Genomic DNA, 25273 nt, shown 5'->3' with positions numbered 1-25273 from the left:
CTATGGCCATGACACTTGCGGCCAGGCTGGCACAGCCAGCCTGGTGTCAATCAGACTGTCTTACAGCAGTCCTTTTTCCTTGAAGTACTTTTCAGCCCCTTTGTGCAAAGGAGCAGACAGGCCATTTTTGACCATGTCCTCTTTCTTCAGATTCGCCAGTGCAGGATGCAGACGTTTGAAGTCATCAAAGTTGTCGAACACCGCCTTGACGACGTTGTAGACGGACTCTTCGGGCACATCCTCGGATGTCACAAAGGTCGCCAGAACACCATAGGTCTGGACGTCGTCAGGATTGTTGGGGTATAGGCCGCCAGGAATCGCGACCTTGGCATAGTAGGGATAAGTCTCGACCAGCTTGTCCACCGCAGGACCGGTCAGAGGCACCAGCTTGGCGCCGCAAGAGGTGGTGGGATCCTGGATGTTGGCCGAAGGATGGCCTACGCCATAAATAAAGCCGTCAATCTTTCCATCACACAATGCCGGGCCGTGCTCATCCGGGCGCAGCTCCGAGGCCAGCGAGAAAAAGCTGGCATCCAGTCCCATGGCCTGCAGCAACTGATCCATGGAAGCTCGCGTGCCCGAACCCGGATTGCCTACGTTAAAACGCTTGCCCTTGAAGTCGTCAAACTTGCTGACATTGGCCTCTTTGCGAGACAGCACAGTAAAGGGCTCCGGGTGAATGGAGAATACCGAGCGCAGCTTCTTGTAAGCCCCGCCATCCTTGAACTGGCCTTCACCGTTATACGCGTTGTAGCCCACATCAGACTGCACCACGCCCAGGTCCAGCTCGCCCGCTTTGATGGTATTGACGTTAAAGACCGAACCGCCCGTGGATTCCACCGAGCAACGCACACCGTCAGTACCACGATCTTTATTCACCAGACGGCAAATGGCGCCACCCGCCGCGTAATACACCCCGGTTACACCACCCGTCCCGATACTGACAAACTTCTGCTGGGCGCTGGCAGGCAAGGGGCTGAGCAACATGGCGCACATAGCCGCTGTTGCACTAAGCGCCCACACCGTTTTCCTGCCTGTTTTTTTGCTAATGTGTTCCATCTTTGTGTCTCCCATGGGGTCTCCCCTGTTTGTATAGCCGGTACGACCGGTTTCTTTACGTAGACGGAGCGGAGCCAACCGCCTCGTCCTGTTGCCAATAAACTCCCTGACTTCGAAATGAGGACTCCAGTTGCGCCAGGCGCTGCACCACTGTCTTGCCGCCCAGGGTGGCAATTCGTGCCAATAAATGCTCGGCAACCGTGACGGTGCCCACTAGAGAATGAAAAAAACTGGCCGCTGGCTGCTCGCTGGTCTGCGCATCAAACAACAAGACATGCTCGGCGCCCTGCGCCACCGGAGACAGCACACTGTCCGTTATGGCGACCACGGTAATGCCACGCTGCACCGCCTGCTGCACACTATTGACCACTGTTTTCACATACGGAGCCTGGCTGATCACAATCAGCACACCCCCGCTGTCCAGGCCAGCCTCCAGCTCCAGAAACAAGTCCACAGCCCGGTTCAGCAGAACGCCGTTACCGCGTATCAATTGATACGCATAATGCATCTGGAACGCACAGGCAAAGCTCACTCCCAAACCCATGAAACCCACTTTGGAAGCACCCAGAATCGCCTGGGCACAGGCGTCTAGCGATCTGACGGGATTAAGCCTCAAGACAGACTCCAGGGCCATCTCCTGTTGCTCCCCCAGGTCCCGTATTTGTTGCTCTGAAGCCCGGTTGCCTTGCAAATTCTGGGCCCGCGCTGCCATCGTGCCGCCATTGCGATGCAATGCCTGCTGAAACGGCTCACGAAAGCAGTCATAGCTTTCGTAGCCCGCCGCTTTGGCCAGACGAAGCATCGTGGCCGGAGCAATGGACAACTCCTGCGCCTGTTTGCGCATGGACCACAGGCTGACTTCAACCGGGTGGCGCTCCACCCATTGAGCAGCACGACGCAACTCGGGCGTCAGGCCAGGCAAGATACGCTGCAAACGCAACAAGGGCTCCATTTGTCGTCCTACTCACACATCAACACAATAAAACGCATGTTAATCTGGAGAGCGTCAAAAAAAACAAATGTTTTCCTAGGGTTTGCCCGCTAATAACTATAATTATTTCTTTTCGGGGCGGGCCCAATCAACGCTGAGATCACCGCTCTCGCTTGCTAGCGAATCTCAAAAAAATCATACCGCTTGTCGGTATAAGAGCGCTGTATATCCACGTGCTCAACCACCGCCTGCTCGGGGCCGATATACAACCAGCTCACCATACTGTCTATGGCATCCGCGCTGCCCTGCAACAGCAGCTCTACCGAGCCATCCCCGGCATTGCTGACCCACCCTTTGACGCCGTACAAATGAGCATGGCGCAAGGCGCTGGCGCGAAAACCCACCCCCTGCACCCGCCCTTTAACACACACTTCTACCGTTTCACAATCCGCCATTAGCCTGCTCCCTGCTATTTGTGCCCGAAATGTGGCAGCATCCGCCCCGCATCTCAATATTCAGTTAAATTAGTCGCATCATTGTTGCATGACCGCACCCGCTCCCGATTACCTGCTTTGTGCAGCCTCTACCCTATGAACTTGCCCCGCCTTTTTACTCTATCGCTGCGCAGGGCAATGTACGTGCTAGGCATGCTGGCCGCTCTGGGGTGGGTATCCCCCGCCGCCCATGCTGCACCGCATTCCCAACAGCATATTGTGCGCGTGGGTATTTACGAAAACCCACCCAAACTGCTGCTGGACAGCCAGGCCCGGCCTGGCGGCATCATGGGCGAGCTGCTGCTGGAAATTGCCAAGCGTGAAGGCTGGACCCTGGAAGCCGTGCAATGCGACTGGCAGCAATGCCTGAATGCCCTGCAAAATGACTTGCTGGATATTGTGCCCGGCCTGGCTTATTCACCTGAACGCGCCGCCCTGTACAGCTTTCACAGTCGCGCCGTGCTGGAGGACTGGTCTCAGATCTTCACCGGCAAAACCACTCATATCGGTGCGCTGAACGACTTGAATGGCAAACGCATTGCCGTCATGAGCGGAACCCTGCAATTAACCCAGCTCTACAATATTTTGCAGAAACTGGAGCTGGGTTCCAAGCTGGTCATCACCGATTCCCAATACAACGCACTGAAACTGGTCCAAACCAAACAGGCCGACGCCGCAGTAGTCGGCCATTTATTTGGGGTACGCCATGCGGGCGAGCATGGCCTGAAAACCGCCCCCATCCGGCTGGAGCCGACCAATACCTACTTTGTGACTGCCAAGGACCGCCACCTGGACCTGCTGGCGGCCATTGATACCCATATCAAGCAGTGGCAAGACAATAACGACCCGTTTTACACAGAAACGCTGAACCAGTGGGGCCTGCGCCTGATCGAGAAACCGACCAAGCCCTGGATTATCCCCGCCTTGCTGACGCTGGGTGTCTTGCTGACCATTGCCCTGCTGACCGTCACCCTGATGCGTATTGGTCTGCGTCGTCAGCGCAAGAAGCTGGTCCGTACCGAGCACCATCTGCATACCGTGCTGGATGCGATTGATGCTTACGTCTATATCAAGGACGACAAGTTTCGTTATCAGTACGCCAACCGCAAACTGTGTGAAGACCTGAACTACACCACCGTCAGCATTGTGGGCAAAACCGACCAGGATTTGTACGCCAACAAGCAGACTATTAACGAGTTCCGTCATAACGACGAACAGGTGCTGTACAGCGGCGAGCGCCTGGCCGTCGAAGAAGTGGTACGCGACCGAAAAGGCGATATCCGCGCCACGTTCTTCTCCATCAAAATGCCGGTCAAGGACCCCGAGACCCGGCAGACCAGTCTGTACTGCATCTCCACCAATATCTCGGCCCTGAAAGCCACGCAGTCAGAGAACTACCGGCTGGCTTTCTACGACCCACTCACCGAGCTGCCCAACCGTCGCCTGCTGCTGCAACGTCTGGAACGTCACCTGCAGACCATAGAGCCGTACAAGCGGCCCGGTGCGCTGTACTTCCTGGATCTGGACCGTTTCAAGCACATTAACGATGCTCGCGGGCACGCCATTGGTGATGCCCTGCTGCGCAAAGTCGCACGCCGCCTGTCCCTGATTATTGATCCGCAGGACATCGTGGCCCGCCTGGGCGGGGACGAATTTGTCATCCTGAAAATCCTGCATCCCGGCACCGTGCGCGACTGCTACAAAGAAGCGCTGGAATTTGCCGAGCTGGTGCGCACGCGCCTGGAAGAGCCTTACAGCATCGAAGGCCACTCCTACCTGAGTAGCAGCAGTATTGGCCTGGCCCTGATTACCGACAGCACCCTGACCTCGGAAGACCTGATGCGACAGGCCGACACGGCCATGTATCGCTCCAAGGAAAATGGCCGCAACCAGATCACCTTGTACGAACCCGGCATGCAAGAGGCCGTCGAGGAGCATTTGAACCTGCAGCACGATCTGCGTTTTGCCATCGGCTCCGATCAATTGCGCCTGTTCGTACAGTCTCAATACGACAAGCAAAACCGCATTTGCGGCGCTGAAGTGCTGCTGCGCTGGCTGCACCCTAGCCGCGGCATGCTGACACCGAATCTGTTCATCCCGCTGGCGGAAAGCACAGACTTGATCACTCCATTGGGCGACTGGATCATGGCCTCGGTATGTGATTTACTGCTGCAAACCCAGCAATGCCAGTTCCCGATATCCATCAACGTCAGCCCGATTCAATTCCGCCGACCTGACTTTGCCCGCCGCACCCGCCAGATTCTGGAAACCAGTGGCGCTCCCGCCCACCGACTGATCTTTGAAATTACCGAAGGCGTGCTGATGGAGGACTTTGCCTCCGCCAACAGCATGATGCGAGAGCTGAAAGACCTGGGCATCCGCTTTTCCATGGACGACTTTGGCACGGGCTACTCCAACCTGGCCGCCATCCGCCGCCTGCCGCTGTACGAACTGAAAATGGACCGCAGCCTGATCCTGGGTGTACCCATGGAACAGGAAGCCAACGCCATTGTGCGCACCGTGCTGGCGATGGCAAGACAGCTAGGCCTGCATGTCGTGGCCGAGGGTGTGGAAAACGAGCAGCAAAAAGAGTTTCTGCTGCGCCGAGGCTGCCATGCACTGCAAGGCTACCTGTTCTGCGCACCGCAGTTGGTGGAGCAGTGGCTGGAAGTGATTCAGCAAGACTGCGGACCGGTGGAGCCACAGTAAGCTCCTGCATCACCCTTCCAACAATCTTGCATTAGTCCCAAAATGGGACTAATATCAGATCATGCGAGTCATAGCCGTCAGCACCCTTCGCCAATTCTGGGAGAAACACCCCGACGCAGAGCAGCCCATCAAAGCATGGGTCGACGAAGCGACTAAGGCGCAATGGACTCAACCCACCGATATCAAGGCTCACTATCGTAGTGCCAGTATCTTGAAGAATCGGCGTGTCGTCTTCAACATCAAAGGCAACAACTACCGCCTGATTGTTGCAGTGGCATTCAAACTAGGCATCGTCTACGTAAAATTTGTCGGCACTCACGAGGAGTACGACAAGGTCGACGCCGAAACTATTGAAATGGAGTAAACATGGAAATCCGCCCCGTACACACCGAGGCCGATTACAAGTCGGCTCTGAAAGAAATCTCTCGGCTTATGGAGTCTGACCCAGATCTGGGCACGCCTGATGGCGATCGTCTGGATGTGCTAACCACACTGGTATTGGCCTATGAAGCCAAACACTATCCGATTGATTTGCCAGACCCTGTAGAGGCCATCAAGTTCCGTATGGAACAAGGTGGTTTGACGGCCAAAGACTTGGAGCCAATGATCGGTAAGCGCAATCGCGTCTACGAGGTCCTGAATCGCAAACGCGGCCTGACACTGCCAATGATCTGGCGCTTGCACACCGCCCTTGGTATCCCAGCCGAAAGCTTGATTCGGCCCCAAACACTGGTCTAAACACCATCAGGCATCAACGTCCTTGTTTTGGCCAGGCACCTCATCTTCCAGCAATACCCAATCCAGCCGTTCGTGTTCTATATCCGTATGCAAAGGCTCAATGCCGGGCTGGGTACGTTTAGCCCTGGCCGATAGCTCGGCAAAGCGGCTGACCTTACCATACAGCCCCTGCTGACCTGCCAGTGCTGTCACTGTGCTGTTGTAGTGCTTGCCTGCCTGCCCCAAGGTTTCACCCAGCTTTTTCAGACGTTCCGCCAGAATGGATACCTGGTTATAGATATCACCCGCACGCTGGCTTAATTCATGGGCTTGCTCGTTGCTGCGCACCATCATCCAGATATTGGCTACGGTGCGCAAAATAGGCAGCAAGGTTGTGTGCGAAACCATCAGAACATTCTTGCCCAGGCCGTAATCAAACAGGCCATGATGATGCTGCAAAGCCTGCATATAGGCCGCTTCGATGGGCACGTACATGAACACGAAGCCGGGGCTGCTCAAGCCGGGCAAGGCGCTGTAATCCTTGGAAGCCAGATCATCAATATGATTGCGTAGCGCCTGCACATGAGCTTGCAGGCTTTGCTGACGCTCTTCATCCGTCTGGGCGCGGATGGCGCGGTCGTAGTCCACCAGGGACACTTTGCAATCGAGCACCAGATGCTTGTCTTGCGGCAGGTGCACGACAAAGTCGGGGTATCGCAGGCGGCCTTGCTCGTCACGGGCCTGCCATTGTGTGTCGAAGTGGACGCCTCGCACCAAACCGGCCACTTCCAGCGTTTTTTCCAGCTGGGTTTCACCCCAGTTGCCAGTGGTCTTTTTATCGCCCTTCAGTGCCACCGCCAGGGAGTGAGCCTCGGCACTCATGCGCAGACCCATTTCCTGCATGCGTTGCAGCTCCAGACTCAAGGCGGTCTGACCTTTGACGGCTTCATCGTGCACTTGATTCACACGCAATTGGAAACCCGCCAATTGCTCCCGAAACGGTCGCAGCATTTCATCCAAAGTACGTTGGCTATCCTGACGCAGGGTCTGTCCTTTAGCCTCCAGAATCTGCTGGGCCAGGGACTCGAACTGCAAGCGCATCTGCTCGCGGCTATGCTCCAGGTCCTCTTGTATGGCCTGATTACGCATTTCCTGAGCCTGTAGCTGGGCATCGCGGCGTATCAGTTCTTTGTCCAATTCCACGGCCCTGTCCTGCGCATCCTGAGTCTGCTCCTGAGCCTGGGCCAGATCTTGTTCCAGACGTGCGCAGCGATCCTCCAATGCCTGCTCGATAGGCGCACTCATGCGCGCCCGCAGCCACAGCCCGATCAGCAAACCCAGCGCCAAGGCGACCAAGGCAATCAGCATATCCAAGCCCCGCAAATCCAGCTCCATCCACCGTACTCCTGCCCAGCACCGCCCGCTCAGGAATGCCCTGGCTGGTCTGTCTGGCTAAGCCTGCTATTTAACCGTATAACGCTGGTAATTTATACACCCTTTTTCAGTCTTCCTCGACAGAGAGCGGGATGCTTTCATCCAGCCTGCATCCGCAGAAAACCTCCGGCCAAGCAGTCACATCCAGATAAAACTGGACGCTAAATCCCGTATTTGGGGGACAAATCAGAAACGTCTGCTCGTTAGGATGGGGAGGTCTCTGATTTTTATGTCTTGTCATGAACTGGATCAGCAATGCACGGATCGTGGCGATTTTCTCTGTCGTCTGCCTGCATATAGCCGCCTACGCCGTCCTGAATGCCGAGCTGGGCACAGCCAACTGGTGGAGTGGCAATCTTTACGATGCCGCCACCCGCTGGTGTGTGCCGGTCTTCGTCATGGTCAGCGGGGCACTCTTGCTGGAGCCTCGCCCCCAGGAAGGCATGAAGCTGTTCTATCGCAAGCGGGCAGCGCGGGTTTTGCTGCCGCTGCTATTCTGGACCGCTTTCTACCTGGGCTGGACGGCCTTCAAGCAGCACTGGTGGACGCCGGAGGCAGACCCCTACCCCTATCTGGAGCGGCTGCTGCAGGGTCGGCCTTATTTCCATCTCTGGTTTCTGTACATGATTGTGTTCCTGTACCTGTTCACGCCCTTTTTGCGTCGGATGGTCCAGAACACCAACCTGAGGCAGCTGGCCGCGCTGACCGGGGCAGCCTTTGTGCTATCGGCCCTTAGCACCCTCAGCAATCCGGACCTGAACACCCACTCTGCGCCTTTCTTTACCTGGTTCCTGTCCTATCTGCCCTATTTTCTGCTCGGTTATCTGCTGCGCAAAGTGCCGGTGAATGTGCCTCGCTGGCTGACTATCACGGTACTGCTCAGCAGTATCGCGGCAACAGCATGGGGCTTTTATGCGCTGGCCATGACGCACGATAGGCAAACGGGTGCGTACTTTTATGATTACCTGAGCATCACCGTCATCCCCATGTCCATCGCGCTGATTCTACTGCTGCGTGACTGGGATCAGCCCTTGATCAACTCGCGTATCAGTGCCCATCTGGCGGAGCTGACCTTGGGAGTGTATTTGATCCACCCCTGGCTGATCGACCTGATGTACCGCTACCTGTTCACGGCACTGGATTTCAATGCGCTGTGGTCGATTCCTGTGCTGGCGGTGGCAATTTATGGTCTATCCCTGTTGCTGACGGCCGGCTTCAAAGCGACGCCGGTTCTGCGGGCGACCGTCTAAAAACAAATACGTAAGACATGAAAAATGGGCAAGCCCCCAAGGGGAAACTTGCCCATCTACATCTACTGGCGCGCAATCATCGCTACTGATTAGTAGCGGCAAACTATCTGGCACCTATCATTCAATACATACAACAACCGTAAGCCATAACCGGCCACTGACAATTGATCGTCCAGCCTCGATCATCTGCTTCAAGGCTTAAGGACGAAACGGCGCATCATCAATAGGCGAAGCCTCACCCGTCAGGTGAGCCGCCAGAATCGCTGCGCTACCGCAAGCCAGGGTGAAGCCCAATGCTCCGTGGCCTGCGTTCACCCACAAACGACCAGCCAGCTTGCTGGCCCCCACGACCGGCTTGCCCGAAGGCGTAGCAGGGCGCAAACCGGCCCAGGTCGGGGCCTTTTCCAGTGGCAGGCCAGGGAACAGATCCTTTACCTGCTGCTTCAAGGTCGCCATACGGGCAGCGGGAATATCCAGCCCATCAAAGCCGATATCCACCATTGCGGCCATACGCAGCACTTCACCCAAACGGGCGTACACAATGCGCTGTTCGTAGTCGGTCACGCTGATAGCCGGCACGGCTTGATTCAGGCCTTCCAGTGGCAGACTCAAGCTGTAGCCCTTTAATGGGTAGATCAGAGGACGGCCACCCAGCTGACGCAGCAAAGGAACCGTACCCATACCGCTGGCAACAACAAACTGATCCGCCTGTATCTCGCCTTCTGCGGTTTGCACGGCACGAATATCACGCCCTTCCATCACAAAGCGCTGCACCGGCGTGTTCAGTTTCAGCTGATAGTCGCTGTCGTTTTGCATGCGCTCATGCAAGGCCACGGAAAACAGATAAGCGTCGCCCGCTTCTTCGCTAGGTGTATAAATCGCACCCTGCAAGCGCGAGCCCAACGCCTGCAAAGAAGGCTCCAGCTCCAGCACTTGGGCCGCTTCCAGCACTTGCTGCGAAGATCCCATATCCGCCTGCAATTGCGCCTGTTCACGCGCATGCTGGAATGGGCCGGGACTGCGGAACACAATCAGCTTGCCATTGTTTTGATGGGCAAATTCCAGATTGAAGCGCGCTTGCCAGTCGTGCAGAATGTCGCGGCTCAGATAGGACAGGGTCAGCATCTGCGCGGTGGTACGGCGCACCACATCGCCTCGGCAGGCTTTCAGAAAATGCAGCAACCAGCGCCATTGCTGCGGGCTCAACGCAGGTTTGAAGCGCAGTGGCGAGTCTTTATTCAATAACCAGCGTGGCAAATCCTTGAACACACCGGGATCAGCCAGGGGGGCCACATAGCTGTAGCTCAGCTGTCCGCCATTGGCAAAGCTGGTCTGTCCGGCCACTTGTGAACCGGCTTCCAGTACCGTGACCTTCACCCCTTTCTGGCGCAACATGAACGCGGTGCTCATGCCAATTACACCGGCGCCGATAATACATACATGCATGGAAATACCCCCAATAACTGGCCTCTATTGTCTTGGGGGCCGCCTTAGAGCGCCAATGAATAGTTGGCGCATTCCATAACCCAGGGTTATAGAATCAGCTTTCTGCTCAGTCCGGGAAACGGCACTCCAGCAGAGCCTGCCGGATGTGATCCAGCACACGCTCACGCGAGCCAGAACCGGCATCATCATGGGCCGTCAAAATGCTGACCGGAATCGGCAAAGGCTCGGGCAAGCGGTGTATGGCAAGGCCTCGGCCTTGCATGGCTCGGGCCGTGACCAGATCCACCAGGGCCTCACCCACCTGCTGTAAAACCAGGCCGCAAGCCACGTAATGGGTCTGTACACGCATAGAGGGAGCCACATCGGGGACATAGCTTTGCAGCAGGTCTTCCACCATCGCGCCGACAGGATCGTCAGCGTCCAAAGCGATGAAAGCGCGCTCGGCCATCTCCTCCCAATGACGCAAAGGCGCAACGCCCGGCACGGTAACGTGCACCAGTTCGGTATGGGCCAGCACCTGCTGTTGCACGCCGGAAGATTCGCCCTGATCAAAGCTCATCACCATATCCAGGTCGCGCGTTTCCAGAGCTTGCAATAGCTCACCGCTGTGATGGGTACGCAGCTCGAAGCTCATGGCCGGGTGAGCCTGACGACAACGGCTCAATGCCACTGGCAATAGCTCCAGACCAAAAGCCGGACTGCTGCCGATACGCCACAAACCTTCATGGTGAGAGCGCAGATTGCGCGCCAGTCGGCTGACGTCATCCAGGTTCTGATGCAGACGCGCAACGTAGGGGGCCAGAATGCTGGCCTCACGCGTGGGGATCAGGCGGCCACGCACACGGTCAAACAAGCGAAAGCCCAGCTGCATTTCTGCCGTCGCCAGCATTTTGCTGGCCGCAGGCTGAGAGATATGCAGCAACTGCGCGGCCTGCGTCAAAGAGCCGCCACGGCAAATCGCATCAAAAATTTCTACATGCCGCCACCGCATCGACTGGCCCTCCTGCTGCGTGCTGGTCTGAAAACAACTTATTATCCTGCAACTTGGCCTGACATAAAACGCGTCAGCCCCCATGGCTTACTTGGTATCCTATAGCCCTTTGAGTCTTTTGCCGTGCGCCAGGCGCCGGGCGAGCTTATGGCTGCCAATCCTTATAAAAAACGCGAACCCAATATCCGTGAACAAGTCTACGGCATGCTGCGCCAGGACATTGCCTTGGGCAAAATTGGCTTTGATGTGCGGCTGGTGGATAACGAAATTGCCGCCAGCCTGAATGTCTCGCGCATGCCGGTGCGTGAAGCCTTGCTGCAACTGAAAAACGAAGGGGTACTGGAAGGGACGTCGCGCGGCTTTGTGCTGCGGGTCTACACCGCCCAGGATATTGAGGATATTTTCTCAGTGCGCCTGCTACTGGAACCACCGGCCGCCAAGCTGGCTTGCGTGAATCAAAGCAGAGTGGGCATGCTGGCCATGGAACAGGCCTTGAGCCGCATTGAAGCCACGCATCAGCAGGGCGACCCTATCGACAATATTCAGGCCAACTGGGCATTCCGCAGCGCCTGGATCAGCATGGTGCCCAACAAGCAGCTGGTCGATACGATGGCGCGTCTGCATGATCAGGCCGATCAGGCCCGGATTGCCTGCTTGCAAGACCCTCAATTCCGTCTGGAAACCATGCAGCGAGCCAAGGCGATTTGTCAGGCCTTCAGCGAGCGCCAGGAAGAGCAGGCGGCCCATCTGATTATGGAAAATCTGGTCATTTGCTGCTCGGCGTATTGCCTCAAACAGGCGGAATTGCTGGCTTAACAGTTCGGCATAAACAGGAAGCTGCGAAGCAGGCTGTGATTGCTGCCGCCGTCGATGCTTCCTGCTCAAGCACCGGCAATATAAAGCCTCGGCTGTAAACCATATGCAAGTTTGGCTCTTCAGCCCAAGCAACTGTCTTGTGTGCTGAAGACAGTGCCCCCTCATGGTTCCGGGACAGCCCACACACGACAAAAAAAGGCGCCGTAGCGCCTTTTTTCTTCAAGCCATCACGGCTTAGTCCAGCGTGATTTCCAGGGCCTTGATGGTTGGTCCCATGGCTTGAGCATCGTGCTCGATCAGATCAGCAAACTCTTTGGGAGTGGAAGGCTCGATCTGGATGCCGAAGTCCACGAATTTCTTGACCACTGCATCCTCTTTCAGGACAGCTGTCAGCTGCTCGGTCAGGCGGGCTACGTCTTCGTCAGGCGTACCGGCTTTGGCCGAAATACCCCACCAGATGGTGAATGCCACATTGGGGATACCGGCTTCGGCAATCGTAGGCACGTCTGGACGCAGAGGGCTGCGCTCAGTTGTCGCCGCGGCAATCGCGCGCAGGCGGCCATCTTCCAGGAAGCCACGGCTGCCCGTCAGCACGTCAAAAATAAAGTCGATCTGGCCGCTGACGGCATCAATCAAAGCGGGACCTGCACCCTTGTAAGGCACGTGCACCAAACGAGCGCCGGTTTCTTTACGCAGCATCTCGCCCAGGAGGTGAGTGCCGGTACCCATACCTGGCGAACCGTAGGTCAGTTCCTGCTTCTGGCCAGCAGCGACCAGATCCTGAACGGTCTTGAAGGGGCTGTCTTTATTGACCAGCAGGAACACAGGAGCCTTGGCAGCCAGCGTCATGGGGATCAGGTCGGTAGCTACATCGTAATTCAGACGCTGATAAAGGTGGCGATTCAGGGAGTAAGCACCGCTATCGGCCAGGAACAGCACCGTACCCAAAGAGCTGGGGTTGGCGTTTTTCACCACGTTCATGGCAACCTGGGCACCCGCACCAGGGCGGTTTTCCACGATGACTTTCTGATCAAAGCGCGTGCCCATTTCCTGGGAAATCACACGCGCCAACTGGTCAGCCGCACCGCCCGGAGGGTAAGGCACAACCAGCGTCACATTCTTGTTTTGAGCATGGGCCTGTGCACCCAACATCAGCGCACAACACGTTGCCAACTTAAGCCATACCTTCATTGTTCTATCCCCGTTGCCCCTGTGGGCTTATTCAAAGTCATTGTGAAGCACATTCGCTCAAACACGTGAGCCTGGCCTGCTTTTTGCTGATCGACTGTCGTCCATAAACCTGATCAACCGTCTTGCTGGCCGTACTGCCCTGGCCTGCAAAACGCCTCCTTTTCTGTCCTTGCTCCGCCCCTGGTTTACGCGAAATACCACTGCCTGGTGAGCTCTGCTACTTCGGGTTTTTCCGGTGAAGGACAGGAATTTCAAAATAATATATTGCAGTATACTGTTTGCAGGATATTAGTAATTTCACCCATGCATATCGGCTTGCCGCCTTGATCGCGCGTTGGCCGGGAGACAGATTGATCATGCACGCCCATTCCATTCCAGCTTCTGAATTGCCGCTGTTTTCAATACCTGCCACGCAGCGCACGGTGCCCGCCCTGTTGCGCCTGCGCGCAGAGCGCATGGGTGATGCTCCGCTGTTTTCAGACCGCAACATCCACTACACCGGCCAGCAAACCCTGCAGGCAGCTGCCGCCAGTGCCAGCCGTCTGAGCCGTGCCGGTATCAAACGAGGCGACCGTGTTGCCCTGCTATGTACCAACCGCCACGAATTTCTGGATATGGTTCTGGGTTGTGGTTGGCTGGGCGCGATTGTGGTGCCTATCAATACCGCTTCGCGTGGGGCGCAGTTGCAGCACATCTTGTGCAATAGCCAGGCCAGTCTGCTGGTGGTGGAAACGGATCTGACACCACTGCTGGCAGATGTGGACCTTGGTGCCACTGCTGTTCAGCAAGCCTGGTTGATTCAGGGCCAGGAAGCCGCACAAACACTGGCTGTAGCCACCTGCGATCTGCCTCCTTTGGGCGATTACTGCGAGCCTGCTGATATAGGCCCCGGCGATACGCTAGCCATTCTGTACACCTCCGGCACCTCGGGCCCTTCCAAAGGGGTGCAGTGCCCGCACGCCCAGTTCTACTGGTGGGGTATTTACACCGCCAGCAAGCTGGGCATGAAGCCTGATGATGTGCTGTACACCTGCCTGCCCATGTTCCACACCAATGCCTTGAACACGTTTTTCCAGGCCCTGGTCAGCGACGCCTGCATGGTGGTGGACAAGCGTTTCTCGGCCAGCCGTTTCTTCGACAATCTGTACGAAACCGGCGCGACGATTACCTATCTGTTGGGCGCCATGGTGCCTATCTTGCTGTCCAAGCCAGAAACAGCGGCAGAGAAGCTGCACAAGACCCGTATTGCCCTGGGCCCCGGTGTTCCCGAGCAGTTTCATAGCCAGTTTCTGGAGCGCTGCCACATGCATCTGCTGGATGGCTTTGGCTCTACCGAAACCAACTATGTGATGGGCCGTGGCATTCAGGAACAGCGCAATGGCTATATGGGCCGCGTCTCTGAAGGCTTTGAGGCGCTGGTCGTGGATGAAAACGACAACCCGCTGCCAGACGGTGAAGTGGGCGAGCTGTTGCTGCGCGCTGATGAACCCTATGCCTTCGCGCTGGGATACTACGGTCAGCCTGACAAGACGGTGGAGACCTGGAAAAACCTGTGGTTCCACACGGGTGACCGCGTCGTGCGCGATGCCGATGGCTACTACCGCTTTGTGGACCGTCTGAAAGACATGATTCGCCGTCGTGGTGAAAACATTTCTTCCTACGAAGTCGAACAGGCTTTGGCCAGTCATCCTGCTGTCCATACGGTTGCCGTCTATGCCGCCAAGTCCGAGCTGGCCGAGGATGAAGTCATGGCCATGATTGTGCTGCGCCCGGATTGCACGGTCAGCTGCGAGGAGCTGCTGCAGCATTGTGAGCGCCGTCTGCCTTACTTTGCCGTACCGCGCTTTATTGAGTTTGCCCAAGTCTTGCCCACCACGGAAAATGGCAAGATTCAAAAGTTTGCCCTGCGTGATCGCGGCATTGGCCCCGACACCTGGGATAGAGAAAAAGCAGGCTATCAGGTTCGCCGCTGATCGCTGCCACAGGAATTCGATATGACGCCTAACTTCAATCTGGACACGGTGCGCCTGCTGGGCGCAACCGAGGTCACCTACACCCGGCGTGGTCAGCTTGGCACGTCCGAGCTGCTGGCCCAGGCTTTCAAGCAGTCTCTTGCCGCAGCAGGCCTGAAGGCCAGCGATGTTGATGGTCTGGGGGTAGCCTCCTTTACCCATGCACCGGATCGGGCTATTGATCTGGCCTGGAAGCTGGGCTTGAAGGTGGGCTGGATTATGGATGACAGCAATGGCGGTGCCAGCGGTCTGAATATTCTGCAGCACGCTATTCGTGCTGTTCAGGCGGGTGATGCACGCTGTATTGCGATCGTGGCCGGGGATCATTTTCAAGCCAAGGATTTCCAGCAACTGGTCGAGAACTATAACCAGACGACTTACGATCATTTGCGGCCTTTGGGGGCTGGCAGTCCGAATCATCGCTTTGCCATGCTGACGGCGAATCAGATGCGCAAGCTGGGTTTGGAGCGAGCGGATTATGCGGCCTTGGTGATGCGCCAGCGCATGTGGGCCGGCATGAATCCGGGTGCGGTGTATCGCAGTCCCATGAGTCTGGATGATTATCTGAATGCGCCTGAAGTGGCGGACCCTTTGACGCGGCTGGATTGTGTGCCGGTGGTGGATGGGGCCAATGCTTTGATTGTGATGCGCGCGGATCATCCGGCGGCGCAGAATCAGCCTGAAATTACGGTGAAGGCTTTACGCAGTTTTCATAATATTGATGATCAGCAAGGCGACGGCTTGAGCACGGGTCTGGCGGCTTTGGCTCCAAGCTTGTGGGCGGATTCGGGCTTGAGTCCGGCGCAGATGGATGTGGTCAGTATTTATGACGATTACCCGGTCATGGTGCTGGCGCAGTTGCAGGATTTGGGCTTTTTTGAGGCGGATGGAGCGAAGCAATTTATCCATGAATCTATTGCGTCAGGACGTCTGGCTTTGAATACGTCTGGCGGGCAGTTGTCGGCCGGGCAGGCCGGGGCGGCGTGCAGCTTGCATGGTTTGGTGGAAGTGATGCGTCAGTTAAGCGCTCAGGCCGGGGAGCGTCAGGTGGCCCAGGCCCGTTATGGCTTGGTCACGGGCTATGGCATGGTGGAGTATCGCTATGGGATGTGTTCGACGGCTCTTGTTTTGGAGGCCTTGTGATGAGTCCTTCTGTCTTTCGTTGTGTGCAGTGTGATCATCGGGTGTTTCCGGCGCGGTTCTTGTGTCCGAAGTGTCATGGGGATGAGTTTGAGGCGCAGACATGTACGTCTGGTGTGGTCACAGAACTGACGCGTAGTGCCCTCTCCTCTGGCGAGAAGCCGAGCGTGTATATGCTGGCAACGGTGGCCAGCGATGCAGGGCCGGTGTTGATTGCTCGTGTGCTGGATGAGTCAGTGCAGCGGGAAGATAAGGTCGCTTTGGCTTTGCGGGATGGCGGGATCTATGCTGATCCTGTGCGGAAGTAAAGGCACTTTCTCAACAGCTTTCTTTGGAATGGCTTGACTGGATGGGGTTGGGTTTAGATGCCCAGCGTGTAGAGATCGGGATGACTCAAGGCTTGGAGTCAGCAACTGTTCGACGCGATGAAGAAGGTGACTAGAAGACGCTGATTAAGGGGCTGTCCCGGTGTCGGGGCTGGTAACTTGCCGGCGCTGCGCGCCGGTGCCCTGGTCAGATAATCGCTACGGGCGCACCTTGAACTCGTCCGGTGGTTTGTCCCCCGGACAAACCACAAACGTCGGACTCAAACAGCAAGGTGCTTGCACCCCTGCGCAATTATCTGCCTGCGGCAAGTCACCTGATCCGCCCCAACACCGGGACAGCCCCTCAATCAGCTCACAGCATCTTTTATCGGACGATTGTTGATTGGGGTTTGAATGCTCCGACTTCGTGTTCTTAACGAGAGGGTTGGTCGTAGAAATGGTTGATCGTAGAGCTGCTTGATCAATGAGGTTGCTTGGAAAGATGGGGTAGGCAATCAATGTCCTAAGCCCGTATTTGCCAATGTCTAAGTACGCTTTACTACACACAAGTTAAAGACGTGGGCTTATGCTCTTAAGCCTTAAAAGCTGACTTGAACGCTGTCGGTACGAACACTGTCTGCAGCCTGCTCGTCTCTCAAATCGACCTCGGTGATGAACAGCAAGATCGTTAAAGTTCTTATGTACCGCTTCCACATCAATCACTTTGCTACACATAAATAGGCGGCAAAAACGATCAGCACTATCGAGTATAAAAAACCTCAGTTTGGCATGTGCCGAACTGAGGTTTTTTGTTTTGAAAGCGTTTCCAGACTCTGGCTTTCTACGCGGGACAATATGCTTGTTGTCCCGCTTTCAAGTTGCCTGCTCTGTGTTATCCGATCAGTCCTGGCAGGCCTATGGCAATCCAGGGGATGAACAGGACCAGCGCCAGTACGGCTATTTCTATGGCTAGGAAGGGCACGGCGGCGCTGTAGATATGGGGCAAGCGGATGGATGGCGGTGCCACGCTTTGCATCACGATCAGCAGCAGGCCGAAGGGTGGGGTCAGCAGGCCAATTTCCAGTGCGATCAGGATCATCACGCCCAGCCAGACGGTGTCCACGCCTGCGGCCAGGGCCAGGGGCATGAAGAAGGGCAAGGCGATCATCATCATGGAGATTTGATCCAGCACCATGCCCATGACCAGCAGCACCAGCAACATGCAGATCACCAGCACGAAGGGCGACAGGTTGTAGTCTTTGATCATGCCCAGGAAGCCTGCGCTGGCGCCGGAGAAGCTGAGCAGTTGTGCGAAGGTGGTGGACGCGGCCAGGATGAACAGGATCACAACCGAGACTTTGGCGGTTTCGATCAGGCTTTTCCACAAGGCTTTCAAGGTCAGGGCACGGTAGGCGATGGTAGCGATTACAGAAGCCACCACGCCGATCGCGGCCGATTCGGTGGGCGATGCCCAACCGGCCAGCATCGAGCCAACCACCGCAATAAAAATACCCAGCAATGGCACAACGTTAAACACGAAGGGTTTCCACAAGGCCCAGCCTTTCAGACGAGTGGCTGGATCTTCGTCACTCATGGGTGCGTCTTGCGGACGCAGGCGGCTGCGCACGACCACGTAGGCCAGAAAGCCTGCTGCCATCAACATGCCGGGCAGGATGCCGCCAATCAGTAGTCGTTCGATGGAGATGCCAGCCAGGCTACCCAGCATGACAGCCAATGCCGAAGGTGGGATCAGCATGGCGATACCGCCTACTGCCATGATGGGTCCCATGGCCATGGTGGGGTGATAGCCGCGACGCAGCATTTCTGGCAACATCACGCCGCCCATCATGGCCGTGTTGGCAATGGACGAACCCGACAAGGTAGCGAAGGTCGTACCGCCCAGAATGCTGACGATGGACAGTTTGCCCGGCACGCGCGAGATCATGCGTTCGATGGAGTCGATGGCTTTGAAGGCCAATCCGGTATGAAAAAGCACCTCTCCCATCAGTACGAATAAGGGGATAGGAGTTAAGGAAAAGCTGCCAATAGAGGCGGTGGTGTTGCGCGCCCATTGGGCCAAACCAGCCGCTTCACCCAGAAACAGCCACGCACCCAGCAAGTTCACGGACAAGAAGGCAAAGACCACCGGTGTGCCGATGGCCATCAAGAGAAAAAGTGATCCCAGCAGCAGGATCAAGGCCATGTGCCATTCCATGCTCAGACTCCTTGCTCAACAGGACGGGAAATCAGGCGACGCAGGAATTCCAGCGCCAACATGGATGCACCAAACAGCAAAGGCAGATTCAGCCACCACTCCGGGAACACCAGGGCTTTGAACACCATGGCCCCTTGTTCGTGGGCATCCAGGGCAACCACGGCACATTGCCAGGCCAGCACAGCGCTGACGAACAAGCCCAAGAGGTTGGAGATCAGGTCCAGCAAGCGCTGCATGGGTAGGGGAAGGTTGTTGAACAGCACGTCGATACGGATATGGCCGCCCAGGTACAGCACCCACGGTGCTGCCACGAAGGTGGCAATGATCAGCATGTATTCGGTTACTTCCACGCTGGTGGACAGCGCGTCGTAACCCAGGTTGCGCAGCACCACGTCGGCACAAACCAGCAGGCTCATCAGCCCGAAGGTCAGGGCCGCGACGGCTCCGCAAGCGTTCATTAACAGGGCGTAAGGACGCCCCCAGGTCGTGTTGGAAGGCAAGCCTTCCGGGGCTGTTGCAGCAGACATCGCGTCTTCTCCGCAGATCAAGGTCACTGAAAGGGCGGGCATCTTGCCGCCCGTATGGCACCATCAAAAAGTGGACACTGTCCCAAGGGCACAATGTCCACTGTCAAACTACGTAATCCGCAATCTTGTTTAAGGGTGATAACCACCAAACAGTTCACGCAGTTGCGCGGCGTATTTGGGGCTGGATTTGTCGATACCGGCCCAGCCTGCTTCGTAAGCTTTGGTGCGCAAGGCACGAGCCACTTCAGGTTCCAGAACCAGAGCTTGCACACCGGCTTGTTCGGTGGCGGCTTTTTCATCAATTGCCATCTGGTGTTCAGTCACGTTCTGCGACTCCATCCACTCGATCTGCTTGCGCATGAAGGCTTTCTGGTCTTCGTCCAGTTTTTCCCAGCTCTTCTGGTTCATGAAAAAGCCCACTTCCACGTTGTAGAAGCCTGGCTCCACACGGTATTTGGTCTTTTCATGCCAACCCATTTCCATCACGCCCACGGAAGGCCAGCCATAGCCGTCCACTACGCCACGCTCCAGCGCGGTGTAGACCTCGCCCGGTGGAATCTGCAGCGGCGTTGCGCCAATTTCGCGGAAGAAGGACAAGTACACGGGCACACCGCGCAGCTTGAAGCCCGACAGGTCTGCCGAGGTCACAGGCTTGTTGGTGTAGATGTGGTATTGCAAACCATCCGTCGTGCGGGCCAGCCAGGTGATGTTGGCTTTCTCGCGGTGAATCTTGTCCATCAGTTCGTAGCCGCCGTTCTGACGCAGCTCGCTCATGGGTTTTTCGGTCAACGTCAGAGCCAGTGCTTCAGGCACCAGATTGGCGTGGAACACGGCAGTGGTATTGGCGAAATCAATCACGCCGGAACGCAGTGCGTTACCGACCTCGAAAGGAGGAATGGCCTCTGGACCACCAATCACATTGATCTGTACCAGGCCCTTGCCTTCCGTGTTGACCTTGTCAACGAACTGTTTGAAGCGCTTGGTAAAGAAGGTGTCCATCGTAAAGACAGACACCGCTTTCAGCGTTACTTCCGCTGCCTGCGCGCCAGCCATTCCCAAAGCCAGCAAGGCCGCTGCCACCACCCGAGTTGTTTTATGCACCATGACGGAACTTCCGCAGAAAGGTTTGTTATGAAATTTTAGTTTAGATATAAATATATCAATAATCAATTATTTATAAGTCGGGGTTTTCACTAGGCGCGCTACGGGCCCATAAGGTCTGGCACCGATATTGCACCTGAATTCTGTATGCGGACCGCCTGCTGTATCATCACAGACTTCTAGTTTTGTTGGCTTAAAAGGTATTACCCATGACATTTTCCGCTGTGCTGTTTGATTGTGACGGTGTGCTGGTAGACAGCGAACCAATCACGGTTCGTGTACTGCGGGATATGTTGCAAGAGGAAGGCTGGGTGATGACGTACGAGCAGTGCTATGACTGGTTCATTGGCAAGGCTCTGCCCGACGAACTGCCCACCGTGCGCAAGATGACGGGTAAAGATCTGGATATGGAATGGGTGATGGCCTTTCGCATGCGCCGCAACCATGCGCTGACCAATGAAGTCATGGCCATTCCCGGTATTCAGGACACGCTCGATACCATCTTGCGTGACAAGCCCGGCATGATTGCCTGCGCGTCCGGCGCAGACCGCGCCAAGCTGGTGCTGCAATTGGGCCAGACCGGCCTGCTGGATTACTTCGGCACCCACATCTATAGCGGCGCTGAAACGCCGCGCAACAAGCCTTACCCGGATGTCTATCTGGCCGCTGCCCACGGTCTGGGCGTTGACCCCACACAGTGTCTGGTCGTGGAAGACAGCGTGACTGGCGCAAGCGCAGGCCTGGCCGCAGGCGCAACCGTGCTGGGCTACTGCCCGGTTCCTGACAAGGAAGAGGAATTGCGCAGCCTGGGCGTGCGTGACACCTTCCGCCGCATGGACGAGCTACCCGCCTTGATCGCCAAGTTGGAGCAGGAACGGGTACAAGGCTGATTCATCGCCAGGCAATAGAAAAGGCGCTGTGTTTTAGGCAGTTTCTTCAAAAGAGGGAGATCCCACCCTTTGGAACTGCTCAAAACACAGCGCCTTTTTTGCCGTCGGGCCGACTCCAGGCTCAGCCCCCAGCACAAAGCTCCCCTTCGGGAGCAGCAAGCCAAAAGCTTAGCGTGCGGTTTTTTATCTTTTGCTTAGTCTTCCAGATGGAAGGTATGCAAAATCCGATGCAGCACAGGAGCAATAATCAGCCCGAAGGTCGCGGCCAATACCAGACTGATATACGCACCATAAATAGCAAAAAACACTTTGCCAGCCCATGTTTCAGGCAAGGTCATCGGACCGAGCCCACCTACCATCATGGCGGCATTTAAAGCCGCATCGTGCCAGTGCACGTTCTCTTCAAACCACATATGGCCCAATGCACCCAGCATCAGTGAAAAGGCCACGAAAACAATACCGATAAGGGCATGCGCCAACAGGCGCTTGGCAAATTGCCACCCCGTAATCAGGGGCTCATCACGTGACTCGTACATGTCATTAAAGAGTATTGGCCTGAACAGTTAATGAAGCTAACCATTGGCTGACTTGCAAGGACAAGGCATCGCTTGCCTGTCCAAATGCCTCAACCACCTGTGGCACGGCGGTGCCCACGACATCCTGCTGTACAACAAAACGACGGGTTTGCAGCAATTCACCGGAGCGCTGATTACGTAGCAGCGCATCAAACTGGATGCGCACACGCGGTGCGCCCTGAATGTACTCCACCTGGAAGGCACCCAGCGTGCCGCCCAGTTCCAGATCGGCAATCACGGATTCGCTATCCAGCACCACCGCCCGGAATTGGGCGGCATCACGCAAGGCATCGGCCAGACGATTGCGCAGCAAGGCGGGCACATCGTCACCCCAACGCACGCCCTTATACGCGCTTAGCTCATTGCCTTGCGGCAGAACCGTAATACGCGAGCTGGCCAGCAGACGCTCGGCATGGGGCCGGTTCACCTGAATAATCAGCTGCTTGTGTGCCGCCGGGGCTTGCTGGGCCGTCAATGCCACAGCGGGAAGCTGGTAATAGGTCAGCGATTCAGCCTGCGGCAGAACCGAGCAGGCAGTGGACAAGGCAGCCAGACCGACTAGCGATGCCTGCAACAAACGACGCACAACAGTGGGCATCATGGTGTGAACTCCTGTAATTTGTCGCGACCCAAGAGGTAGCCAGCTGGATTATCTTCCAGACGGGAGGTAACGGCGCGGAAACCGGCCAGTACCTGACGCAATTCACGCAAGGCGGGTTCGATCTCGGTCAGACCCTGAGCACCGCGGCCAATGGCTGCCGAATTTTGCTCCAGCAGCTTGTTCAGACTTTGTGTCGCACGGCTGAAATCCTCCATGGATTTCTGAATGGCATTCATGGCCTGCGTACCCTGGCGGTCTACCAGACCCTGCGTGGAAGACAGCAGAGTCGTGGCTTGCTGGCTGGCCTGGGACAGCTCTTTCACCAAAGCCGGTACACCTTCGCTGGCGGTCGAGAGCTGGCCCATCAAGGCTTCCAGCTTTTGCAAACTGGCCGACAGGGACTTGGAGTTCTCGGAGGACAAGAAGGTATTGGCGTTATCCAGCAGCTTGGAGATTTGCGTCATCAGCTCTTCACCCCCCGCCATCAATTGGGCCAGCGGAGAGGGCGAGGCCACAATCGTGGGCAGGCCATCGCCTGTGGCTTCCAGCAAGGGGCTATTGGGTGTGCCACCGCTCAGCTCGATTACGGATTGACCGGTGATGCCAGCCAATGCCAGGCGAGCCTGAGTATCTTCGTGAATAGGGATGGCAGCCTGAATCGACACTTGCGCGCGCACACGCTGCAAGTCGTTCGGATCCAGGCGCAGCTGGCGCACTTCACCGACGCGCAAGCCGTTGTATTGCACGGCGCTGCCACGAGACAGACCACGCACACCTTCCAGAAAGACAATATCGTAATCGCGGGTCTCGGCATCTTGCCCGGCCTTGGCCAGCCAAAGCGAGAACAGGACAGCAGCCACAGCCACTACCAAGGTAAAGACCCCGATCAATACATGATGGGCACGCGGTTCCATTAACTATGCTCCTGACGACGGTTTTGGGCCTGTTCGGCGGCCCGTCCCCGTGGACCGTGGAAGTACTCCCGGATCCAGTCGTTATCAACTTGCTCTACCCGCGCCAATGTGTCGTTGACCAGCACGCGCTTTTCCGCCAGCACGGCCACTCGGTCACAAATGGTGTAGAGCGTATCCAGATCGTGTGTAACCAGAAACACGGTCAATCCCAGCGCATCGCGCAAGGTCAAAATAAGCTGGTCGAAATCACCCGCGCCCACCGGGTCCAGACCGGCAGTAGGTTCGTCCAGAAACAGGATTTCCGGGTCCAGCGCCAGAGCACGTGCCAAGGCGGCACGCTTGATCATGCCACCGGACAGCTCGGCCGGATATTTGGTGGCCGCATTGGCCGGCAAACCCGCCAGAGACATTTTCATGGCGGCGATATGTTCTGCAGAGGAACGGGACAGGCCAATGTGTTCGATCAGAGGCATGGCAATGTTTTCCACCACCGTCAGCGAGGAGAACAAGGCCCCTTGCTGGAATAGCACACCTAAACGACGCTCCAGCCGCGAACGGGCTTCGGGCGACAGCGTGCCAATTTCCTGATCAAAAATGCGTACAGTGCCACCAGTAGGCGGGCGCAATCCCAGAATGGAGCGCAGCAGCACGGACTTGCCGGTGCCGGAGCCACCCACTACGCCCACGATTTCACCGGGATACACATCCATATCCAGATGCTCGTGCACAACGTGATCGCCAAAGCGATTGTCCAGGTCACGTACTTGAATAATGGGACGAGCGGTGGCCTCTACCATCCCATCTCCATGAAGAACAGCGCTGCCAGCGCATCAATCAGGATCACGATAAAGATGGACTGCACCACCGCCGAGGTCGTGTGTTCACCCACGGACTGCGCGCTGCCGGTGACTTTAAAACCTTCCTGGCAACCAATCACGGCAATCAAAAAGGCAAAGATCGGAGCCTTGGCCATGCCCAGCACGAAGTGCCGCAAATCAATATCCTGATTGAAGATATTGATGAACATGGTGGGTGAAATATCCAGAATCAGGGCGCAGACCAGCCCGCCACCGAAGATCCCGGCCACCATGCCCACAAAGGTCAAAATAGGCATGGCCAGCAGCATGGCCAGTACGCGTGGAATGACCAGAATCAGCATGGGGTTCAAGCCCTGGGCACGTAAAGCGTCGATTTCCTCGTTCGCTTTCATGGAGCCGATCTGCGCGGTAAAGGCACTGGCGGTGCGGCCTGCCATCAGGATGGCGGTCAAGAGCACCGCAAATTCACGCAAAAAGGAAAAGCCGACCAGGTTCACGGTGTAGATGGTGGCACCAAAGTCCGCCAGCACCGTCGCCCCCAGAAACGCGATCACCGCGCCCACCAGGAAAGTCAGCAAGGCCACGATAGGCACGGCGTTAAAGGCCGTTTCTTCCAGCTGCGCCACAATCGAGGTGACGCGCCACTGGCTGGGCCGCAGCATATTCAGAATCAGGGTTTCCAGCGTCAAGCCGATAAAGCCCAGCAGCTCACGCACATTGCGCGAGATGTGGACCATGGACAGGCCCACGCGCTCGAACAAATCCGTAATGCCCCAGCGCGCCGGGACCAACTGCCCATGATCCATGCGGCTCATCGCCTTGGCAACGGTTTGCAATAATTGATGGCGCTCTTTGGACAAGCCTTGAGCACTGTCCAAGGCCGCTTGCACACGCTCGGCACCCAGCCATTCGCACAGGACTTGCGCACCTGTGGTGTCCAGGGACTTCAGTTCGCTGAAATCCAAAGACCAAGGACCCTGCTTGTCACTGAGCGAGCGCAAACTGCTTTGCAGCGCTTCGTAGTGACGCAAGGACCAATCGCCTAGCAATTGCAGCTGGCCGGAGGAATCTGTACGAACATACAGAGGCACGGACGTATTCATGCGCATAGTCTAATGGATTTGCTTTGAGAGCTTC

General features: G+C 56.6%; 24 protein-coding genes. 9 read left to right on the top strand and 15 right to left on the bottom strand.

From position 1 onward, the window contains the following. Positions 1 to 60: 60 nt before the first annotated feature. From DUD43_RS01075 to DUD43_RS01065, 3 genes are all read right to left on the bottom strand, one after another. Positions 61 to 1059, bottom strand: a complete 999-nt coding sequence (locus tag DUD43_RS01075) for a TAXI family TRAP transporter solute-binding subunit (protein WP_153228788.1) — start codon at positions 1057 to 1059, stop codon at positions 61 to 63. Positions 1060 to 1114: 55 nt separating this feature from the next. Further along, positions 1115 to 2011, bottom strand: coding sequence for a MurR/RpiR family transcriptional regulator (locus tag DUD43_RS01070; protein WP_153228787.1), 897 nt, complete (start codon positions 2009 to 2011; stop codon positions 1115 to 1117). A 155-nt stretch (positions 2012 to 2166) separates the two neighbouring features. After that, positions 2167 to 2445 (bottom strand): acylphosphatase, encoded by a 279-nt coding sequence (locus DUD43_RS01065; protein ID WP_045930570.1) that lies wholly within the window; start codon positions 2443 to 2445, stop codon positions 2167 to 2169. 177 nt (positions 2446 to 2622) lie between these two features. On the opposite strand from DUD43_RS01065, the gene DUD43_RS01060 reads away from it, so the two are divergent. The 3 genes from DUD43_RS01060 to DUD43_RS01050 all read left to right on the top strand — a co-directional run bounded on the left by DUD43_RS01060 (position 2623) and on the right by DUD43_RS01050 (position 5931). Next, the gene (locus tag DUD43_RS01060) at positions 2623 to 5193 is read left to right on the top strand and encodes an EAL domain-containing protein (RefSeq protein WP_153228786.1); all 2571 of its coding nucleotides are present in this window, start codon (positions 2623 to 2625) and stop codon (positions 5191 to 5193) included. Positions 5194 to 5254: 61 nt separating this feature from the next. After that, entirely contained in the window at positions 5255 to 5557 is a 303-nt protein-coding gene (locus tag DUD43_RS01055) for a type II toxin-antitoxin system HigB family toxin (protein WP_153228785.1), read from the top strand. Between the two features lie 2 nt (positions 5558 to 5559). Then, positions 5560 to 5931, top strand: a complete 372-nt coding sequence (locus DUD43_RS01050; protein ID WP_153228784.1) for a helix-turn-helix domain-containing protein — start codon at positions 5560 to 5562, stop codon at positions 5929 to 5931. A gap of 6 nt (positions 5932 to 5937) precedes the next feature. Here the strand turns inward: DUD43_RS01050 and rmuC are convergent, their stop codons facing one another. Next, positions 5938 to 7305, bottom strand: coding sequence for a DNA recombination protein RmuC (gene rmuC, locus DUD43_RS01045; protein WP_153228783.1), 1368 nt, complete (start codon positions 7303 to 7305; stop codon positions 5938 to 5940). A gap of 278 nt (positions 7306 to 7583) precedes the next feature. Between rmuC and DUD43_RS01040 the strand changes: the two genes are divergently transcribed. After that, positions 7584 to 8594 (top strand): acyltransferase, encoded by a 1011-nt coding sequence (locus tag DUD43_RS01040; protein WP_153228782.1) that lies wholly within the window; start codon positions 7584 to 7586, stop codon positions 8592 to 8594. A gap of 198 nt (positions 8595 to 8792) precedes the next feature. Here the strand turns inward: DUD43_RS01040 and DUD43_RS01035 are convergent, their stop codons facing one another. Continuing rightward, positions 8793 to 10040: a D-amino acid dehydrogenase gene (locus DUD43_RS01035; protein ID WP_153228781.1), complete on the bottom strand. Its 1248-nt coding sequence runs from the start codon at positions 10038 to 10040 to the stop codon at positions 8793 to 8795. 106 nt (positions 10041 to 10146) lie between these two features. Continuing rightward, the gene (locus DUD43_RS01030) at positions 10147 to 11031 is read right to left on the bottom strand and encodes a LysR family transcriptional regulator (RefSeq protein WP_153228780.1); all 885 of its coding nucleotides are present in this window, start codon (positions 11029 to 11031) and stop codon (positions 10147 to 10149) included. A 147-nt stretch (positions 11032 to 11178) separates the two neighbouring features. Here DUD43_RS01030 and DUD43_RS01025 point away from each other — a divergent pair, with 147 nt between their 5' ends. Beyond that, on the top strand, positions 11179 to 11847 hold the full coding sequence (locus DUD43_RS01025; RefSeq protein WP_153228779.1) for a GntR family transcriptional regulator: 669 nt from the start codon (positions 11179 to 11181) through the stop codon (positions 11845 to 11847). 234 nt (positions 11848 to 12081) lie between these two features. Here the strand turns inward: DUD43_RS01025 and DUD43_RS01020 are convergent, their stop codons facing one another. Then, positions 12082 to 13038: a Bug family tripartite tricarboxylate transporter substrate binding protein gene (locus tag DUD43_RS01020; RefSeq protein WP_026483815.1), complete on the bottom strand. Its 957-nt coding sequence runs from the start codon at positions 13036 to 13038 to the stop codon at positions 12082 to 12084. A gap of 356 nt (positions 13039 to 13394) precedes the next feature. On the opposite strand from DUD43_RS01020, the gene DUD43_RS01015 reads away from it, so the two are divergent. Genes DUD43_RS01015 through DUD43_RS01005 form a run of 3 tightly spaced genes read left to right on the top strand, consistent with a single transcriptional unit; the run spans position 13395 to position 16498 of the window. After that, positions 13395 to 15011 carry an ATP-dependent acyl-CoA ligase gene (locus DUD43_RS01015; protein ID WP_153228778.1) on the top strand — a complete coding sequence of 539 codons (1617 nt, stop codon included), beginning with the start codon at positions 13395 to 13397 and terminating at the stop codon, positions 15009 to 15011. A 21-nt stretch (positions 15012 to 15032) separates the two neighbouring features. Continuing rightward, positions 15033 to 16193 (top strand): thiolase family protein, encoded by a 1161-nt coding sequence (locus tag DUD43_RS01010; protein ID WP_153228777.1) that lies wholly within the window; start codon positions 15033 to 15035, stop codon positions 16191 to 16193. Next, positions 16193 to 16498 carry a zinc ribbon domain-containing protein gene (locus DUD43_RS01005; RefSeq protein ID WP_153228776.1) on the top strand — a complete coding sequence of 102 codons (306 nt, stop codon included), beginning with the start codon at positions 16193 to 16195 and terminating at the stop codon, positions 16496 to 16498. Before DUD43_RS01010 ends, DUD43_RS01005 begins: the two co-directional genes overlap by 1 nt. 889 nt (positions 16499 to 17387) lie before the next feature. On the opposite strand, the gene DUD43_RS01000 is transcribed toward DUD43_RS01005, so the two are convergent. The 3 genes from DUD43_RS01000 to dctP all read right to left on the bottom strand — a co-directional run bounded on the left by DUD43_RS01000 (position 17388) and on the right by dctP (position 20341). Further along, positions 17388 to 18710: a TRAP transporter large permease gene (locus DUD43_RS01000; protein WP_153228775.1), complete on the bottom strand. Its 1323-nt coding sequence runs from the start codon at positions 18708 to 18710 to the stop codon at positions 17388 to 17390. A 2-nt stretch (positions 18711 to 18712) separates the two neighbouring features. Continuing rightward, the gene (locus DUD43_RS00995; RefSeq protein ID WP_153228774.1) at positions 18713 to 19237 is read right to left on the bottom strand and encodes a TRAP transporter small permease; all 525 of its coding nucleotides are present in this window, start codon (positions 19235 to 19237) and stop codon (positions 18713 to 18715) included. A 129-nt stretch (positions 19238 to 19366) separates the two neighbouring features. Further along, positions 19367 to 20341, bottom strand: coding sequence for a TRAP transporter substrate-binding protein DctP (gene dctP, locus DUD43_RS00990; RefSeq protein ID WP_153228773.1), 975 nt, complete (start codon positions 20339 to 20341; stop codon positions 19367 to 19369). A 206-nt stretch (positions 20342 to 20547) separates the two neighbouring features. Between dctP and DUD43_RS00985 the strand changes: the two genes are divergently transcribed. After that, entirely contained in the window at positions 20548 to 21228 is a 681-nt protein-coding gene (locus DUD43_RS00985) for an HAD family hydrolase (RefSeq protein ID WP_153228772.1), read from the top strand. A gap of 194 nt (positions 21229 to 21422) precedes the next feature. On the opposite strand, the gene DUD43_RS00980 is transcribed toward DUD43_RS00985, so the two are convergent. The 5 genes from DUD43_RS00980 to DUD43_RS00960 are packed head-to-tail and all read right to left on the bottom strand — an operon-like array spanning position 21423 to position 25245. Continuing rightward, positions 21423 to 21764 carry a hypothetical protein gene (locus tag DUD43_RS00980; RefSeq protein WP_153228771.1) on the bottom strand — a complete coding sequence of 114 codons (342 nt, stop codon included), beginning with the start codon at positions 21762 to 21764 and terminating at the stop codon, positions 21423 to 21425. 4 nt (positions 21765 to 21768) lie between these two features. Beyond that, positions 21769 to 22404 carry an ABC-type transport auxiliary lipoprotein family protein gene (locus DUD43_RS00975; protein WP_153228770.1) on the bottom strand — a complete coding sequence of 212 codons (636 nt, stop codon included), beginning with the start codon at positions 22402 to 22404 and terminating at the stop codon, positions 21769 to 21771. Continuing rightward, entirely contained in the window at positions 22401 to 23318 is a 918-nt protein-coding gene (locus DUD43_RS00970; RefSeq protein WP_153228769.1) for an MlaD family protein, read from the bottom strand. Before DUD43_RS00970 ends, DUD43_RS00975 begins: the two co-directional genes overlap by 4 nt. Continuing rightward, positions 23318 to 24115, bottom strand: coding sequence for an ABC transporter ATP-binding protein (locus tag DUD43_RS00965; protein ID WP_153228768.1), 798 nt, complete (start codon positions 24113 to 24115; stop codon positions 23318 to 23320). The genes DUD43_RS00970 and DUD43_RS00965 overlap by 1 nt, the downstream gene beginning before the upstream one ends. After that, positions 24109 to 25245, bottom strand: a complete 1137-nt coding sequence (locus tag DUD43_RS00960; protein WP_153228767.1) for an ABC transporter permease — start codon at positions 25243 to 25245, stop codon at positions 24109 to 24111. Before DUD43_RS00960 ends, DUD43_RS00965 begins: the two co-directional genes overlap by 7 nt. Positions 25246 to 25273 lie beyond the last annotated feature (28 nt).

Origin of the sequence: Alcaligenes faecalis (assembly GCF_009497775.1) — a bacterium.
Lineage (GTDB): Bacteria > Pseudomonadota > Gammaproteobacteria > Burkholderiales > Burkholderiaceae_B > Alcaligenes > Alcaligenes faecalis_D.
This window is presented reverse-complemented; position numbering and strand designations above follow the sequence as displayed.